This window comes from Streptomyces sp. NPDC005955 (assembly GCF_042871255.1).
GTDB lineage: Bacteria > Actinomycetota > Actinomycetes > Streptomycetales > Streptomycetaceae > Streptomyces.
Genome location: NZ_JBIAIF010000023.1, coordinates 25,767 through 41,921 on the forward strand (window position 1 = coordinate 25,767; position 16,155 = coordinate 41,921).

The window sequence follows — 16,155 nt, forward strand, 5'->3', positions numbered from 1 at the left end:
CGACGGTACGGGGTTCGGCCCGTACTCCGGTGAGCGCGCTCACAGCGATCCCGCCCCGTAGCGGCGCACGGCCCAGATCAGCATGGGGCCGCCGAGGAACGCGGTGACGATGGCCACCGGCACCTCGCCGGTGGGCAGCAGGACCCGGGAGCCCATGTCGGCGATCAGCAGCAGGATCGGTCCGAGCACCATGGTGTGGAGCATCAGCCAGGGCACCGAGCCCGCCGCGAGCCGGCGGACCAGGTGCGGCACGATCAGCCCGACGAAGAGGATCGGGCCGGCGACCGCGGTGGCCGCCCCGCTGAGCACGGTGATCAGCACCAGGACGGCGCCCCGGACCCGGTTGACTCCGGCGCCCAGGGTGTGGGCGACGGTCTCGCCCAGGGTCAGGGCGTTGAGCGACCGGCTGAGGAGCAGCGCGCCCACCAGGGACGCGCCGATCGCGGTCAGGGGGAGGGCCAGCGGCGCCTGTTCGCGGGCCGCGAGCGATCCGACGGACCAGAAGCGGTAGACGTCGAAGACGTCCGGGAGCATCAGCCGCAGGCCCAGGGCGACGCCGCTGAGCACCGCCGTCACGGCCACGCCGGTGAGCACCATGCGCAGCGGTGAACGACGGCCGACGGCGGCGACCACCAGGGCCGCGAGCACCGAACCGATGACCGCGAAGCCCAGCTCGCCCGCCTGCCCCCCGGCCCAGCCGAGGGCCGAGCCGAGGGTGATGGCGAATCCGGCGCCCGCGGTGACCCCGAGGATGCCGGGCTCGGCCAGTGGGTTGCGGGCCAGCGTCTGGATCAGGGCGCCGGCCACCGCCAGCGCGGCGCCCACCGCGACGGCGAGCAGCGCGCGGGGGGCCCGGACGTCCCGGACGATCACGTGGTCGTCGGTGCCCCGGAAGTCCACCAGGGCCCGGACGACTTCGGCGGGCGGGATCGAGCGGGCGCCGACGCCGATGCTGAGCACGGCGATCGCCAGCAGCAGCACCAGTCCGCCGACGAGGATGCCGACCTGCGGCACGGCCCGCTCGGTTCCCTCCTGCCGTGACGCGTGGCCTGCGACGGTCACTGGTCCAGCAGCGGCGCGAACGCCTTGTCGATCGCGTCCAGGGTCTGCACGCCCTGGCCGTAGGTGGCGGCCTCGGTGTAGCGGAACGCGAAGGTCTTGCCGGCCTTCACCGCGGGCAGGTTCTTCCACAGCTTCGAGTCCATGACGTACTTCACCGGCTCGGGGACGCTGCCGTCGGCCTGGACCGAGTAGGTGATGGCGTCGGCCTCGCCGAGCGACTCGGGGAGTTCCTCGATGGACGGGTACTCGCTGACCGACTGCGAGCCCGGGCCGGCCTTCTTGACCTTGCCGTAGTACTTCGCGCCGATGTCCTCCGCGATGTTGGAGCCCCAGGAGCGGCCGAACTCGCGGTGGAAGTTGCCCTTGGCGACCTCGCCGTAGGCGCCGACGTGGCCCAGCTTGAGCTTGGGCAGGACCGACTCGTACTTCTTGGCGATCTCGCCGGCCTTGGCCTCGTAGGTGGCCTTCACGCTGTCGAACTGCTTGAGCGCTCCGGCGGCGTCGGCCTGCTTGTGGGACAGCTCGCGCCACGCGGACGGCACGGTGGGGCCGATCGCGACGACGGGGGCGATGGACTCCAGCCGCTTGACGTCGATGTCACCGAGCACCGGGGCGGGCACGCCGATGACGATCAGGTCGGGGTCGGCCTCGGCGATGGCCTCGTAGTTGGTCTCGGCGGCCTGCTCGCCGGCCACCTTGGTGAGCTTCTTGTAGGCGGCCAGGTCCTTCTCGTTCATCATCGGTTCGCCGCGCTTCCACGACGAGATCCCGACCAGGGGTGCGCCGGCCTCGATCAGGACGGGCACGGCGTAGCCGGTGGCCACGACGCGCTTCGGCTTCGCCGGGATGGTGATCTTGCCGTTGTCGGCGGCGAAGACCCGGGTCTCGTCCTTCGCGTCCGAACCCTTCTCGTCGTCGGACGAGCCGCATCCGGTGAGGGCCAGGCTCAGGGCCAAGGCACCGGCCAGACCCGACGATCTGCGCACGAACATGCATAACTCCTTGAGATGTGGTGGAACTCGCCTCGTGTGAGGCGTCGTTGAGGGGACGGCCGGGTGGGGTGGGATGCCCGTGCCGGTGCGTCCGGCCGGTCTGCCGGAGGTCAGTGGTCGTCGTCGAAGTCGGCGACGCCGCGTTTCCAGTAGCCGGTGATGTCGTGATCGGCCTTCGCCAACTGCAACGTGTCCCGGGCCCAGCGGCGCAGGGGTTTGACCTGCCCCGCTTCTCCCGCCGCCCACAGGTACGCGCGCTCGCCCTCGGGCACGGTCACCGCGGTCACGGCCCGCTCCAGTGCGTCGCCGGTGCCCGCGGGGCGCTCGCCCCGGTGCAGCCAGTGCACGTCGATCCCTTCGGGCGCGGACAGTTCGATCTCCTCGCCGGCGTCGGTGACCTCGATGAACGCCCAGCCGCGTGCGGTGCGGGGCAGTTCTTCCAGCCAGCGGGCGATGGCGGGCAGTGCCGTGATGTCGCCGGCGAGCAGATAGCGGTCGTAGGTGTGCGGCACGATCAGCCCGCCGGGCGGTCCCGCGACGTGGACGCGGGCACCGGGCTCGACCGCGCACGCCCAGTCGGAGGCGAGGCCGTGGGCGTGCGGGGCGATGTCGATGTCGATCTCGCCCGCGGACGGGTCGAAGCGACGCACCGTGTACTCGCGCGAAGTGGGCGCCGGGCGCGGCCACTTGAGCATCGTCCCGTTCGCCTCGGGCAGCCTGAGCGAGCCGTCCGCCTCCGGGAAGATCAGCTTGACGTGTTCGTCCGGTGCGTGGGCTTCGAAGCCCTCGGCGCCCGCTCCGCCCAGGGTCACGCGCAGCAGGCCGGTGCCGACCATCACGGTGCGCACGACCTCGACCTCCCGGACCCGGATCGGATAGCCCACCTTCTCGGCTTCGCGGCCCGCCCGGACCTCGGCGATCCGTTCCAGGTGGCGGTGCCGGTGGTCGACCCGGGTCATGCGGCGCGGCCGGTCAGGAGCGCCGTCCAGTGGCCCAGTTCGGCGCGCTCGGCCAGGTCGGGGAACTCCAGGGTGGTCGCCCCGGCATCGCGCCAGCGCTCCACCAGGACCATGATCCGCATCGAGTCCAGGCCGTAGTTGACGAGGTCCTCCTCGGGTGCGATCTCGGCGGGGTCGCAGCCCAGCAGTTCCGCGACGTCGGCGCGGACCCGCTCGGGCGACAGGGGCTGGTTCATCGGGTGGCTCCTGCGGGAATCGGTGCGGACGACGCAGACGGAGTGGACGGGGCGGGCGGGGCGGAGGCGCATTCGGCCGTCAGGGGCGGCGCGTACGGCCGGGTCTCGGGCAGGGACACGCTCGTCACTCCTTCCGGGCGAGGGCGGCCAGCGCCGCCCGCAGCTCACGCTTGCTGGTCTTGCCGACGCCGGTCACCGGGAACTGTTCGACGACCTGGACCAGATCGGGCACCTTGTACGCGGCGATCCCGCGTTCGCGGACGAAGGTGCGCAGTTCCAGCCCGGTGGGCACGACGTCCGTGGCGGGCACGACGTAGGCGCAGATCCGCTCGCCGAGGTAGGGGTCGGGCACGGCGACCACCGCGGCGTCGAGCACGCTCGGGTGGGCCATCAGATGGTCCTCGACCTCCTCGGCCGCGACCTTCTCCCCGCCCCGGTTGATCTGTTCCTTGGCCCGCCCCACGACTTCCAGTCGTCCCGAGGGGCTGCGCCGCACCAGGTCACCGGTGCGGTAGAAGCCGTCCGCGGTGAACGCCGTGGCGTTGTGCTCGGCGGCCCGGTAGTAGCCGCGGATCGTGTAGGGGCCGCGGGTGAGCAGGGCCCCGGTCTCGCCGGGCGCCACGTCGACGTCGGTGTGCAGGTCGACGACGCGGATCTCGTCGTCGTCGGAGATGGGGCTGCCCTGGGTGCCCAGGACGACCTCCTCCGGGTCGTCCAAGCGCGTGTAGCAGACCAGCCCTTCGGCCATGCCGAAGACCTGTTGGAGCTGGCAGCCCAGGGCCGGGCCGATCCGTTCGGCGAGTTCGCGCCCGCACTTGGCCCCGCCGACCAGCAGGACTTCGAGGGAGGACAGGTCCCGCTCGGTGCGGGCCGCGGCCTGAACCCAGGCGGCGGCCAACGGCGGCACCACCCCGGTGATCGTGACTCCTTCGGCCTCGATCAGCCGGAACGCGGTGTCCGCGTCCGGTCGCGGCGCCATGACCGTGGCGGCGCCCGCGTACAGCGCGCCCAGCACCCCCGGCGAACTGAGCGGGAAGTTGTGCGCCACGGGCAGCGTGGCCAGGTGGACGCTGTCGGGACGCAGGGCGCAGATCCGGGCGCTTTCGCGGACGCTGTAGAGGTAGTCGTCGTGGGTGCGCGGGATCAGCTTCGACAATCCGGTGCTCCCACCGGACAGTTGGAGGAACGCGACGCCCTCCGGATCGGGGTCGGGCAGCTCGCGCGGCGCAGTTGCGGCGAGGTCGGTGAACTCATCCGTTCCGAGCACCAACACCTGGCGTACGGAGTCCACTTGGGACGCGACGGTGCGGGCGGTCGCGGCGTGGTCGTGGCGCTCGTGTTCGCCGACGGTGATGATCGCGGCGGCTTCGCTGTGCGTCGCGAAGTGCAGCAGTTCGGTGCGGCGGTGCGCAGGCAGCGCGAACACCGGCAGTACGCCCGCGCGCCACATCCCGAACACCACCGGCAAGAACTCCGGGATGTTGGGCAGTTGGAGGACGACCCGGTCGCCGGGCGCCAGACCGGTGTCGATCAGGCCGGCCGCGATCCGGTGGGCCCGCTCGTCCAGTTCGGCGAAGGTCCATCGGCTGTCCCCGCCCACGACGGCGGTCCGGCCGGCGTGCTCGGTGGCCAGCGAGGAGAGCAGCGCCCCGAAGGTCTGCCCGCGCCAGTGCCCCGCGGCCCGGTAGCGCGCGGCGACCTCCGGCGGCCAGGCCACGTGGTCCACGCTCATGCCGCGTCCTCCAGTCCGAGCGCACGCAGCAGCGTGCCGAATTTGGCGCCCGTCTCGGCCAGTTCGGCGGCGGGGTCCGAGCCGGCGACGATCCCGGCTCCGGCGAACAGGCGCACCGTCCGGTCCCAGACCTCGGCGCTGCGGATCGTGACGGCCCATTCGCCGTCGCCCCCGTGACCCGTCCAGCCGACCATCCCGGCGTAGTAGCCGCGGTCCTCCGGCTCCAGGTCCGCGATGGCGGCGAGGGCTCCGGCCCCGGGCACCCCGCACACGGCGGGGGTCGGGTGCAGTGCCTCGGCCAACCCCAGTGCCGAGCCGGCCGGGTCGGTCGGATCGGCCAGCCGTCCGCTGATGCGCGTGGAGAGGTGCCACATGGTCGGCGTGCCGATCACCTCGGGCTCCGCGGGGACGTCCAGATCCACGCAGAACCGCCCGAGCACCTCGGCCACCTGTGCGGCGGTGTGGGCGTGTTCACCCAGGTCCTTGGTCGAGGCGCGGAGCCGGGCGATCCGTTCGCGGTCCACCGCCTCGTCACCGGAACGGGGGGCCGAGCCCGCCAGCGGATTGGCCACCACGGTCGTGCCGCGGCGGGACACCAGCAGTTCGGGGCTGGCTCCGACCAGGGTGCGCGGGGCGGGGTCGCCGGGCGCGGTGACGTCGACGGCGAAGCCGTACGCGGCCGGGTCCGCCCGTACCAGTCGGGCGAGTAGCGCGGGCACCCACACCGGGGCGTCGGCGGTCAGCTCCAGGGAACGCGCCAGGACGACCTTGTCCAGGTCGCCGCGGCCGATCAACTCCAGTGCACGGCGCACTCCGTCGGCGTAGCGCGCGGCCTCGGGGCGCGGTGTCACCGTCCACGACGTGCCGGACTCGGCGTCCGGGGCGCGTACGCCTGCCGGGGCTTCGGCGCGCCGCACCACGGAGGGCACCACGAGGCCGGTCGTGGCCGACGGGCGGAATCCGACCGCCCCGGCAACGATGGGTTCGACCACCCCCGCAGCGGCGGCCGCGTCGAGCGCCTCGGCCGCGGCCCGTGCGTGCCGCCCGTCCTCGGCCCGGACCCGGGCGTGTACGCCGTCGGCGAGCAGTGTTCCCCGGGGCGAGGAGAAGAACAGCGAGCCGGGCAGGTAGGCGGCCAGCAGGTCGGCCGCCCGGTACACGGGACTCGGGCGCACCAGCGCGGATATGGACACGTCAGCGATTCCTTCCTCAGGCGCGCGGGGTCGCGCCGCCGTCGACGAACACGTTCTGCGGGGTGGTGCACCGGATCCGGCCGGAAGCCGGCAGCGGCGCGGCGGCGTCAGTGATGCCGGCCGGCTCGGCGTCGCAGCCGAGCGTGATGCCCACCAGGAACTGTTCGGGGTTCCCGCGCTCATCGGCGCGGGGTCGTTCTCGTCCGACTGCGGGGGTCGCCGCAGCGGGGTGTCGGTCGAGCCGGGACGTGCCCGCCCGTACGGTGCCGGTCGGCGGACCGGTTCGCAGCGGGCGTCCACAACGCCGGTGGTACAAGGAGGAGTTGTCGGTCGGCTTCTGCTCGGCGGCCCCACACCGTGGCACCGGCCGCCTGCCTGCCGGGTCGGTGGCGAAGGGGGCGGCCCGGCCGTCGGGGCGTTTCACGGCATCCGCCGGGCCGTCCGTGCCATGGGCGACGACGGCGTCAATTCCGCTGGCGGCTCCGGTGACCAGCGCGATCGAGCCCGCTCTCCCCCCGTTCCGGGCAAGCATGTATCCCCCCCTCGTTCACTAAAGTAAGGCTAACCTAATCAGAGACGTCGACATACGCAAGGCGAGCCGTACCCTTCATGACTCCGTGACATATGACGGCTCGTCATATCTCGCTAAGATCAAGGGGAATAGCGCGCCGACGACCCGTGCGGGGCATGGGTGAGCGCGTCGACGGGCGCTGATCCGACCCGGGGCACGTCGCACCCGAGGAGCCCGGTTCACCCTGCGGTACGACATGGCCGTCCGCCACGGTGACCTGCTCGACCGCTCGGCGCACGACCTCGCCCGACCACCTGCCTGTGGCCATACGGACGATGTGCCCACCTCGTCCTGGACGGCGCAGGGCCACGGAGCCGGCAGGAGAACCCGACGTGCAGTCCCGGTCGTGCGGACGGACCGGGGCAAGGGCCTGCCGGCCCTCCCGGAAGCCGTGTTCGTACGCGACCGGCGACGGACGGTGGAACTCGGCGCGGACCTGCTCTGCGTCCTACGGGTCCACCGACGCGCGCCGACGCCGGGGCGTCGAGGGCGTACACCTCTCGATGTACACCCCTCCCCGTCACCCGGACGAGGGGGCGCGCTCCGACGCCGGGGGAACGCGGCCGGGTGCCCGGCCGTCGTCGGACCGCACGGTGCCCCGGCCGGCGACCAGCGCCACGACCGTCTGGGCAGCGGCAGCGAGGCACACCAGGGCGAGTGGCGCACGCCAGCCGGAACTGACGGTGTGCAGCAGCCCGAAGAGCACCGGCCCGACGGCGGCCAGCAGATAGCCGATCGACTGCGCCATCGCCGACAGCGCACCCGCCCCGGTCGCGTCCTGAGCACGCAGACCGAGGAACGCCAGCGCGAGCACGAGGCAGGCTCCGCCGCCCAGTCCGAGGACGACGCTCCACCACAACGCCCGGCCCGGCGCCAGGAGGAGTCCGAGGTAGCCCAGGAGGAGGACCGCCGAGCAGCTCGCCGCCAGTGCGCGCTGGTCACGCGCCCACCGCAGCGCACCGGGCACGGCCAGGCTCGTCAGCAGTGCGACCGCCTGGAGCAGGAACAGCAGCCATCCCGCACGGGCCGCGCTGACGCCGTTGTCCTGGAGGAGCTCGGGCAACCACGTGACGACGACGTAGAAGCCCAGCGACTGGAGCCCCAGGAACGCCGTGACCGCCCAGGCGAGTCCGGAGCCCCAGGGCAACCGGTGTCCGCGCTTCGCCTGCGGAGCCGGCTGCGGGGCCCGCCGCAGTTGGGGAAGCCACAGCAGCACGGCCACCAGTGCCAGCAGGCCCCAGGAGCCCAACGCGGTGGACCAACCGCCGGGGGCGACCGCACCGATCGGCACCGCCACCCCGGACGCCACTGCGGCGACCCCGCCCATCACCGTGGCGTAGGCGCCGGTCAGCAGTCCCACCCGCGTGGGGAAGTCGCGCTTGATGAGACTCGGCAGCAGCACGTTGCCCACGGCGATGCCCGACCCGATCAGCACGGAACCCGCGAACAGTGCGCTGGCCGTCGGCACCCACCGGACCGCGATGCCCGTGGTCAGCACCACGAGCGCGCCCCCGAGGAGCCGCTCGGGACCCCATCGGGCGGCCAGTCGGGGCACCAGCGGGGACAGCGCGGCGAACGCCAGCAACGGCAGCGCGTTCAGCAGGCCCGCCACGGCGGGGACCAAGCCCAGATCGCCCTGCACCTGGTCCAGCAAGGGCCCGACACCGGTCAGGCTCGCCCGCAGATTGGCCGCCACCACGAGCAGCCCCCACACCAACAACGCCTGACCGGACCGCCGTGTCGACCTGTTCTCCATGCCCGTCATCGTCGGGCCGCACCGGGCGGAGAACGAGGCCGTGCTGAGGCTGGCCCCCGAAGGGCCACCTTCAGCACCGGGCGAGCGGGCGAGACCGGGGCACCGGGGCCTCGGCGGCGGGGCGGGTAACCTAGCGGCGTGGCAACGCCGTTGGGGAACTTCATCCGCGCCAAACGCGACAGCGTCCAGCCGGAGTCCCTCGGGTTGCCGGGCCACGGCCGCCGCCGTTCGCCCGGTCTGCGCCGCTCGGACCTCGCCGCCCGGGCCGACATCAGCGTCGAGTACCTGGCCCGCATCGAACAGGGCCGCGACCGCAACCCGTCGCCGACGATCATCGACGCACTCGCCGACGCGCTCCGCCTCGACCCCGCGGAGCACACGCATCTGCGGTACGTGGCGAAGATCACCGGTGATGTGTGCTCCGTCCGCATCAGGCCCGTGCCGCCGCCCCGGCACGTGCGACCGTCCGTCGTGCGGACGCTCCGCCTCCTCGAACCCGGCATCGCCATCGTGACCAACCGGCTGGGCGACGTCCTCGCCCGCACCAGCGGCTACCAGTCGACCACCAGCGGGACCGGGCTGCTCGACGCCGCACGTCCGAACCTCAACCACTACCTGTTCACCGACCCCCGCGCCCGGACGTTCTTCGTCGACTGGGACGACGTCGCGGACGAGCAGACCTTCGACCTGTGGCGGGCGCCGTCCCTGGAGAACCTGGAGTGGCTCACCGGGGAACTCGCCCCCGTCGCCGGACCCGACTTCACCGACCGGCTGCACCGCCATGTGGTGCCACCCCGTGGCGTCCTGCGACTGGACCACCCGACGGGGCACCGACTCCGGCTGCTCCGCGAGACGTTCGAACTGCCCGGGGACGAGCAGCAACTCGTCGTCTTCCTCCCCGCGGACGACCAGACGGCCGGGGCCGTCGACCGACTCGCGGGACGCTACGGGAACGGCGTCGCATCGCACGGCACGGGGAGCCGGTGACGAGGGGGCGCCGGCCCGCCTCACCCGATCCAACAGAGGCACGCCGACGCGGCGATGCCCACCCGTTCGGCAGCACCGGCGGTGGAGCCCCTGGTGGTGAAGACCGTCCGCATCCGGTTAGACCGCTTGTCCGGTGCCGTACCAGTGCGTCTCAAGGCGGCTCTTGAGGAGAGCTACGAGGCAGCGGTCGAAGAGTCTCGGACGTCGTGGGCGTCGTGGGCGTCGTGCCGGGCCGGGTCCGACGCGATGGGCACGACGATGTCCCTCGCGCAACCGGGTCCCGCCCGCCGCTGGTGCGTGCGCGCGGTTCGGGGCACCGCACCGTCACCGCTGGCGCCGTCTGATCCAGTGGGCGCGGCGCTGGCGACTTCGGACCGGGGGCACTTCGGGATGCGAGGGGCCGGCGCCGACGGGTGGCGCGGTGCGGCCCGGCTCCGGGGGTGGGCCGTCCGTCGGTGGGTGAAGCCCTTCCGTCGAGTAGTCCGTCGCGGCGATGCTGTCCACGAGTTGCTGTTCCGTGTAGTTCTCGGAGCCCGGGACGTGGGGGACGAAGCCGATGAGGACCCCTTGGTCGACGATCTCCGCGTCCAGCCCGGCCGCTCCGTCGACGTCCCAGAGCGCTTCGATCCCGCTGTCGAGGACCACACGGATGCCGAACTCGTAGACCCCTGCTTCCACGAGATGGGCCATCACGCCACGGGCACGCAATGACTCCACCATGCGACGGGCACGTTCCGCGTCCATCCTGGGCGCACCTCCTACGCTGCCGGGCACCCGGCTGCGGCTCTTCTGCGACGGTACTGCGCCCCGGGCCGGTCGGCGCCTCCGGGCCGGGGCGCAGTACGGCATCCGGGGTGCGGTGCGCGACCTAACGGGCGAGGCGGCCCATCAGCGCCGAGGCGCAGCAGATGCCGGCGAGCGCCGCGAGGAACAGCACGCCGAAGTCGAGCGGCAGGTGGGCCGGGGTGCCGATGAGGAGGCCGCGGAGCGCGTCGACCTCGTAGCTCAGTGGGTTGGCCCGGCTGACCGCCTGGAGCCAGCCGGGCATGAGCGCGATCGGGTAGAGCGCGTTCGAGGCGAAGAAGAGCGGCATCGTGATCGCCTGACCTATGCCCATCAATCGGTCCCGGGTGAGCACGATGCCGGCGATGCTCATCGACAGGCAGGCGAAGAACGCCGATCCCAGCACCACCACCAGGGCCGTGCCCGCCAGGCGCAGGGGGTTCCAGGTGAGGGCCACGCCGAGGGCGGCGGCGATCAGGATCACCACCAGGGCTTGGACGAGCGCCTTCACCCCGGCGGCGAACGCCTTGCCGGTGACCAGGGCGGCCCGCGGGGTGGGGGTGACGAGGAGCTTGTTGAGCACGCCCGCGTCGCGTTCCCAGATGATTTGGATGCCGTAGAAGATGGCGATGAACATGGCGGACTGGGCGATGATCCCCGGCGCCAGGAAGTCCAGGTAGGGAACGCTCCCGGTGGGGATCGCATGGATCCGGGTGAAGGTCTCGCCGAAGATCAGCAACCAGAGCGCGGGCTGTATCGCCCTGGTGTACAGCTCGGTCCGGTCGTGGCGGAGCTTTTGCAGCTCCACCGTGCACATCGCGGCCACTCGGGCGGGGAGCACGGTCCAGCCGGTGCGTACCCGGGTGGGCCGGACGGGGTGGGGGTGCGGTTCAGCCGAGGCGGGACGCCGTACGACGGGTGCTGCGCACATCGCGGAATTCGCCTCCCGTGCGGTCGTCGAGACCGGTGTCGGCGTAGTGGCGGAAGACGTCCTCCAGGGTGGCGGGGTGTTCCGCCGGCGCGAGCCGGTCCAGTCGGGACGTCAGGTGGTCCGGGGTGCCGAGTGCGCGGATCGTGCCCCGGTGCATCAGGGCGAGGCGGTCGCAGTGCTGAGCGGCCTCGTCCATGGAGTGGGTGGTGACGAGTACGGTCATTCCGGTGGCCGTGCGCACCTCGTTCAGCCGCTCCCAGACGCTGGTCCGGGCGATCGGGTCGAGGCCGATGGTCGGTTCGTCCAGGATGAGCAGCCCGGGCGAGCTGACCAGTGCCTGGGCGAGTTCCAGGCGGCGGACCATCCCGCCGGAGTACGTGCTCGCCATCCGGTCGGCCACCTCGTCGAGTCCGACGGCGTCGAGGGCCCGGACGACCCGGTCGGCACGCTCCCGGCGCGGCACGTCGTACACCCGGGCGAAGAGCGTGACGTTCTCGCGTCCGGTGAGGCCCGCGTCGGCGGAGAGCTGCTGGGGGACGTAGCCGATCAGCCGCCGCACGGCCATCTTCGCCCGGGTCACGTCGTGCCCGAAGACCCGGATCATCCCGGCCGGGACGGGGAGCAGGGTGGTGATCGCCCTGATCGTGGTGGTCTTGCCGGCGCCGTTGGGGCCGAGCAGTCCGAAGACCTCACCGGCGGCGACGGTGAAGTCCACGTCGTCCACGGCACGGGTGGCACCGAAACGGTAGACGAGTCCGGTGCACTCGATGGCGTTGTCGGTCATGGCCGGGTCACTTCCCTGGGTGCGTCTCCTCGTGGAGTTGCGCGGCGAGTCTGCGCAGCGCCGGCACGGCGGCGGCCAGGGCGTCGCGGTCCCGGGACGGGAGCCGCTGCCACTGTTCCCGGTAGATGCCGGCCCGTCGTTCGTCCCAGTCCCGCAGCCGTCGGGCGGCCCGCGGGGTGACGCGGAGCAGCGCCGCCCGGCGGTCCCGCGGATCGGGTTCCCTCGCCAGCAGGCCCTGGCCGGTGAGGTGTCGGACCAGGGTCGAGACCGAGTTGCCGGCGAGCCGCAGTTCCCGCGCCGCCGCGGACACCCGGATGCCGGGGTTCGACCGGACCAGTCGCAGCAGTTCGGCCTGGGCCACCGGTAGGGGCGGGTCCACGAGGCCGCCGCGGAGCTTGCGGCGCGTCAGCCGGTTCACACCGACCAGCAGCTCCCCCAACTCCTCGGCAAGCCCCATATCGGACATACTCCCATATTACCTCTCGGTGAGAGGTAATCGGGTGATCGCTACCCGGCTGCTGGCCGGAGGGTGCCGCGCGGGCGCGCCCGGCCCCACCGCTCCGGGTCTCGTTCGACCGACGTGAACACGGCCTCCGCCCGGTCCCGCGCTTCGACCTCTGAAGCACGGGACCAAGACGAAGGCCGTGGCGGAACGAGTCCGCGTCACCACGACGCCCTCAGGGGAGCGTTCATGGTGGTGTCACACCGTCGGGAAGCCGGGTCAGTTCGTCTGACGGCGGCCGCGGCCGAAGTACAACGCGCCCCCGGCGAACATGACGGCGCCCGCGCCCCAGGCGAGGGCTCCGGCCATCGGGGAGCCGGTGGACTGCGCTTCGGCGGAGACCGGTGCGGGGGCCTGCTCGTCCCCGCCGTGGCCCGCGTGGCTGACGGTCGAGCGCGAAGCACCCGCGTCGATCTTCGCCTCGCTCGGAGCCTTGGCCGCGGACGCACCCCCGCCGCCGAAGGTGACGTCCGAGCACCCGTAGAACGCCTCGGGGCTGTCGTGGCGCTGCCAGACCTTGTAGACGATGTGACGGCCGGTACGGGCGGGGAGGGCGCCGGTGAACTTGTAGTAGCCGTTGTCGCTGGCGCGCGGCGTGGCGTACTTGCCCACCGGGGTCGGGTCCAGGTCCGACCACTTCAGCGGCTTCGTCGGGTCGAAGCCCTGCTTGGTGATGTACATCGTCATCGTGCCCAGGTGCGCCGCGGTGATCCGCACGTTGAAGTTGTACGAACCCGCGGACACCGCCGTGGCGGGCCAGTCGGTGCGGGCCCAGTCCAGGGCGCGGTACTTCACACGGTTGGCGGAACAGAGCTTCCCGTCGGGAATGATCTCCTGGTGCTTCCCGTTGGCGTTGGCGATGTTCACCTCGTTCCAGTCATAGAGCGGCTGGGACCCCGAGTCGGCGATGAGGTCCTTGCAGACCTTGGACTTCGGCGTCTCCGGACCTTCGGCGAAGCAGGCACTCACCCTGCTGACCGGACCGAAGACGGAGCCGTGCGCGCTCGCGGGTGAGGGCGCCAGGGAGACGAAGGTCGCGGCGGACACGACCACCGAGGCGGCGGCGAGGCGGCGGCGGGTGGCAGACATAGTGGCTCACTCTCGTACGTGTAGGGGACGTCGGGAGGGTCGTGGCAACACCGGCCCATACGTGGGGTGTTGGGCCGGTGATCTGCACCGAGGATCGCATTGGTACATACCAATAGCAAGGGGTTTCGCGCGGGCCGCCGCAGAAAGGATTCTTCACTACCCGGAGTGACCACGGGCCGGGCGGCGATGGCACCAGCGGCCGAGTGTGCCGAGCCGTGACCGCCGGCCGGTCGGTCTCCGCGCCGCCCCAACACGATACGCCAACCACCTTCAGCGTCAGCCTTGTTCACATCCCGACCTGCGCGAACACGGCTGCGAAGGTGGTACGCGGACACGGAACGAACCTCGGCGACTTCCCGTCCGTGCACCGGGACCGACTCCTGGCCCGCCGTGTTCCGCCGCACGAAAACGCGCCCTTGGGGAACCGTAGCGGGGTGCGGAACGACTACTGCCCGTGGCAGGGATTGCGTCCCGGGAGGGAAGGGCGGGTGAACGGGCCCGCTACGGATTCCCGGACCGCCCGTCGCCGTCACTCCCCGTGGCCCCCCTTCGACGCGCGGAGCGCCCCGGCGTCCCGTCCTCCCCGGGCCGGATCGGTCGCCCACGGGTCGCGGCTGCGCGTCCGCCGCCCCGACCACGCCCCGGCGGCCCGCATCCTCAGGTGCTCCAGGACGGTGCTGCCGAAGCGGGACCGTGTGCGCGGCGGTCCCGACGTCGTCGCGGCCCCGACCCTCGCGATCGCGCCGTACCGCTCTGCACCTCGGTCTCCCCGGCCGCGGCGGTCGTCCCCCGTGCACGTCCCTGACTGCGCCCCCTCGTGCCCGCGCGGCCCGTTGACGGCTCCCTGACGCTCGCCGCCCCCGCCTTGACGGGGGCTTGACGTCCGATCCTGCGCACTGTCAGGGGGCCGTCAATTCCGCGGCAGGACAACGGTTCCGGCCCCACCGCCTGGCCTAGATTCCCCCTCGGTCGATACCGGACCGCGCGCGAGTGGCATGACGACGGTCGGCGCGCCCGTGCGACCGAGCACGTGGCGGCGTCCTCCCGTTCGCCTTCCCCGTGCGGTCGTACGGTCGCCCCGGCTTCCTCCGGTGGCCGCACGACGCAACGGCTCCCCTCGCCCCGTGCCGCTCGCCCGGCCCCGGTGGCTGTTCTTCCCGTCGGAAGGTTCTCGCCATGTCTCCAGCCACCCGTCAGCAGGCACCGGCCACCTCCCGGCCTCCCGGGGGTGCGGGCGGTCACCGACGGGCGGCCCGGCGCAGGGGGACGAGCGGCCTGTTCGATCCCGCGCAGTTGTTGACGTCGTTCCCCGCCGCCCTGCGCAAGCTGCACCCGCGGGCCCTGGCGCGGAACCCGGTGCTGTTCGTCGTCGCCGCCGGGTCGGTCCTCACCACCCTGTCCGCCCTGGTCCACCCCTCCGTCTTCGCCTGGGTGATCAGCGTCTGGCTGTGGCTGACCGTGATCTTCGCCAATCTCGCGGAGGCCGTCGCGGAAGGCCGGGGAAAGGCCCAGGCCGAGTCCCTGCGCCGGGCCCGTACGAACACCGTCGCGGTGCGGCTGCGCAACAACTGGCGCATCGGCACGCACCTCTCCTCCGCGGAGGTGGAGACCGTCTCCGCCACCGCCCTCCAACCCTTCGACTTCGTCCTCGTCGAGGCAGGTCAACCGATCCCGGCGGACGGCGAGGTCGTGGACGGTGTCGCGGCGGTCGACGAATCGGCCGTCACGGGCGAATCCGCACCCGTCATCCGGGAGTCGGGCGGTGACCGCTCGGGCGTCACCGGAGGAACCACCGTGCTCTCCGACCGCATCGTCGTACGCGTCACCGCGCGCCCCGGGCACTCCTTCATCGACCGGATGATCGCCCTGGTCGAGGGCGCCTCCCGGCAGAAGACCCCGAACGAACTCGCGCTCAACATCCTGCTCGCCGCCCTGACGACCGTGTTCGTCCTCGTGGTCCTCGCCCTCCAGCCGATGGCCGCCTACGCGGGTGCCGACCAGTCCACGACGGTCCTCGTCGCCCTGCTGGTCACACTGATCCCGACGACCATCGGGGCGCTGCTCTCCGCCATCGGCATCGCCGGCATGGACCGACTCGTGCAGCGCAACGTCCTCGCCATGTCGGGCCGGGCCGTCGAGGCGGCGGGCGACATCAGCACCCTGCTGCTCGACAAGACCGGCACCATCACGCTCGGCAACCGCGAGGCAGTCGACTTCGTCGCCCTGCCCGGTGTCGACGAACCGTCCCTCGCCAGGGCGGCGCAGTGGGCCTCCCTGGCCGACGAGACCCCGGAAGGGCGGTCGGTCGTCGCCCTCGCCCGGTGGAAGCACGGGATGTGCGAGCCCGTCGCGGGGGAGTTGGGCCGGGCCCGGTTCATCCGGTTCAGCGCGCAGACCAGGATGAGCGGAGTCGACCTCCGGTCGGGCGACGACGCCGTGCACCGCATCCGCAAGGGTGCGGCGACCGAGGTGATCCGGTGGGTGCGGGTACGGGGCGGCACGGTCCCCGCCGAGGCGGGTCGGTCCTCCGACTCCATCGCTGCGTCCGGCGGCACCCCGCTGCTGGTCGCCGTGGACG

The 16,155-nt window shown here is 72.4% G+C and carries 15 protein-coding genes; 2 read left to right on the plus strand and 13 right to left on the minus strand.

The window, feature by feature from the left end:
- Positions 1–39: 39 nt before the first annotated feature.
- The 8 genes from ACFYOU_RS32620 to ACFYOU_RS32655 all read right to left on the minus strand — a co-directional run bounded on the left by ACFYOU_RS32620 (position 40) and on the right by ACFYOU_RS32655 (position 8,501).
- On the minus strand, positions 40–1,062 hold the full coding sequence (locus tag ACFYOU_RS32620) for an iron chelate uptake ABC transporter family permease subunit (RefSeq protein ID WP_391310812.1): 1,023 nt from the start codon (positions 1,060–1,062) through the stop codon (positions 40–42).
- On the minus strand, positions 1,059–2,054 hold the full coding sequence (locus tag ACFYOU_RS32625; protein WP_391310814.1) for an ABC transporter substrate-binding protein: 996 nt from the start codon (positions 2,052–2,054) through the stop codon (positions 1,059–1,061). The genes ACFYOU_RS32620 and ACFYOU_RS32625 overlap by 4 nt, the downstream gene beginning before the upstream one ends.
- 110 nt (positions 2,055–2,164) lie before the next feature.
- Complete coding sequence (locus ACFYOU_RS32630; protein WP_391310816.1) at positions 2,165–3,013, minus strand: SIP domain-containing protein; 849 nt, start codon at positions 3,011–3,013, stop codon at positions 2,165–2,167.
- Positions 3,010–3,249, minus strand: coding sequence for a phosphopantetheine-binding protein (locus tag ACFYOU_RS32635; RefSeq protein ID WP_389764208.1), 240 nt, complete (start codon positions 3,247–3,249; stop codon positions 3,010–3,012). The genes ACFYOU_RS32630 and ACFYOU_RS32635 overlap by 4 nt, the downstream gene beginning before the upstream one ends.
- A 124-nt stretch (positions 3,250–3,373) precedes the next feature.
- Positions 3,374–4,981, minus strand: coding sequence for an AMP-binding protein (locus ACFYOU_RS32640; protein WP_391310818.1), 1,608 nt, complete (start codon positions 4,979–4,981; stop codon positions 3,374–3,376).
- Entirely contained in the window at positions 4,978–6,174 is a 1,197-nt protein-coding gene (locus ACFYOU_RS32645) for an isochorismate synthase (RefSeq protein WP_391310820.1), read from the minus strand. Before ACFYOU_RS32645 ends, ACFYOU_RS32640 begins: the two co-directional genes overlap by 4 nt.
- A 16-nt stretch (positions 6,175–6,190) precedes the next feature.
- Positions 6,191–6,328 carry a hypothetical protein gene (locus ACFYOU_RS32650; protein ID WP_391310822.1) on the minus strand — a complete coding sequence of 46 codons (138 nt, stop codon included), beginning with the start codon at positions 6,326–6,328 and terminating at the stop codon, positions 6,191–6,193.
- Positions 6,329–7,265: 937 nt separating this feature from the next.
- On the minus strand, positions 7,266–8,501 hold the full coding sequence (locus ACFYOU_RS32655; protein WP_391310824.1) for an MFS transporter: 1,236 nt from the start codon (positions 8,499–8,501) through the stop codon (positions 7,266–7,268).
- Between the two features lie 138 nt (positions 8,502–8,639).
- Between ACFYOU_RS32655 and ACFYOU_RS32660 the strand changes: the two genes are divergently transcribed.
- A complete protein-coding gene (locus ACFYOU_RS32660; protein ID WP_391310826.1) occupies positions 8,640–9,488 on the plus strand; it encodes a helix-turn-helix domain-containing protein in 849 nt (282 codons plus the stop codon).
- A 324-nt stretch (positions 9,489–9,812) separates the two neighbouring features.
- Here the strand turns inward: ACFYOU_RS32660 and ACFYOU_RS32665 are convergent, their stop codons facing one another.
- From ACFYOU_RS32665 to ACFYOU_RS32685, 5 genes are all read right to left on the minus strand, one after another.
- Positions 9,813–10,232, minus strand: a complete 420-nt coding sequence (locus tag ACFYOU_RS32665; RefSeq protein ID WP_391310828.1) for a hypothetical protein — start codon at positions 10,230–10,232, stop codon at positions 9,813–9,815.
- A 124-nt stretch (positions 10,233–10,356) separates the two neighbouring features.
- Positions 10,357–11,202, minus strand: coding sequence for an ABC transporter permease (locus ACFYOU_RS32670; RefSeq protein ID WP_389764188.1), 846 nt, complete (start codon positions 11,200–11,202; stop codon positions 10,357–10,359).
- Positions 11,162–11,986 (minus strand): ABC transporter ATP-binding protein, encoded by an 825-nt coding sequence (locus tag ACFYOU_RS32675; RefSeq protein WP_389764186.1) that lies wholly within the window; start codon positions 11,984–11,986, stop codon positions 11,162–11,164. Before ACFYOU_RS32675 ends, ACFYOU_RS32670 begins: the two co-directional genes overlap by 41 nt.
- 7 nt (positions 11,987–11,993) lie before the next feature.
- Positions 11,994–12,452 carry a MarR family transcriptional regulator gene (locus ACFYOU_RS32680; RefSeq protein ID WP_391310831.1) on the minus strand — a complete coding sequence of 153 codons (459 nt, stop codon included), beginning with the start codon at positions 12,450–12,452 and terminating at the stop codon, positions 11,994–11,996.
- 255 nt (positions 12,453–12,707) lie between these two features.
- Positions 12,708–13,577, minus strand: a complete 870-nt coding sequence (locus ACFYOU_RS32685) for a lytic polysaccharide monooxygenase (RefSeq protein WP_389764182.1) — start codon at positions 13,575–13,577, stop codon at positions 12,708–12,710.
- Positions 13,578–14,753: 1,176 nt separating this feature from the next.
- Here ACFYOU_RS32685 and ACFYOU_RS32690 point away from each other — a divergent pair.
- Positions 14,754–16,155 (plus strand): HAD-IC family P-type ATPase (locus ACFYOU_RS32690; RefSeq protein WP_391310834.1); only part of this gene is annotated, 1,402 nt, incomplete at its 3' end.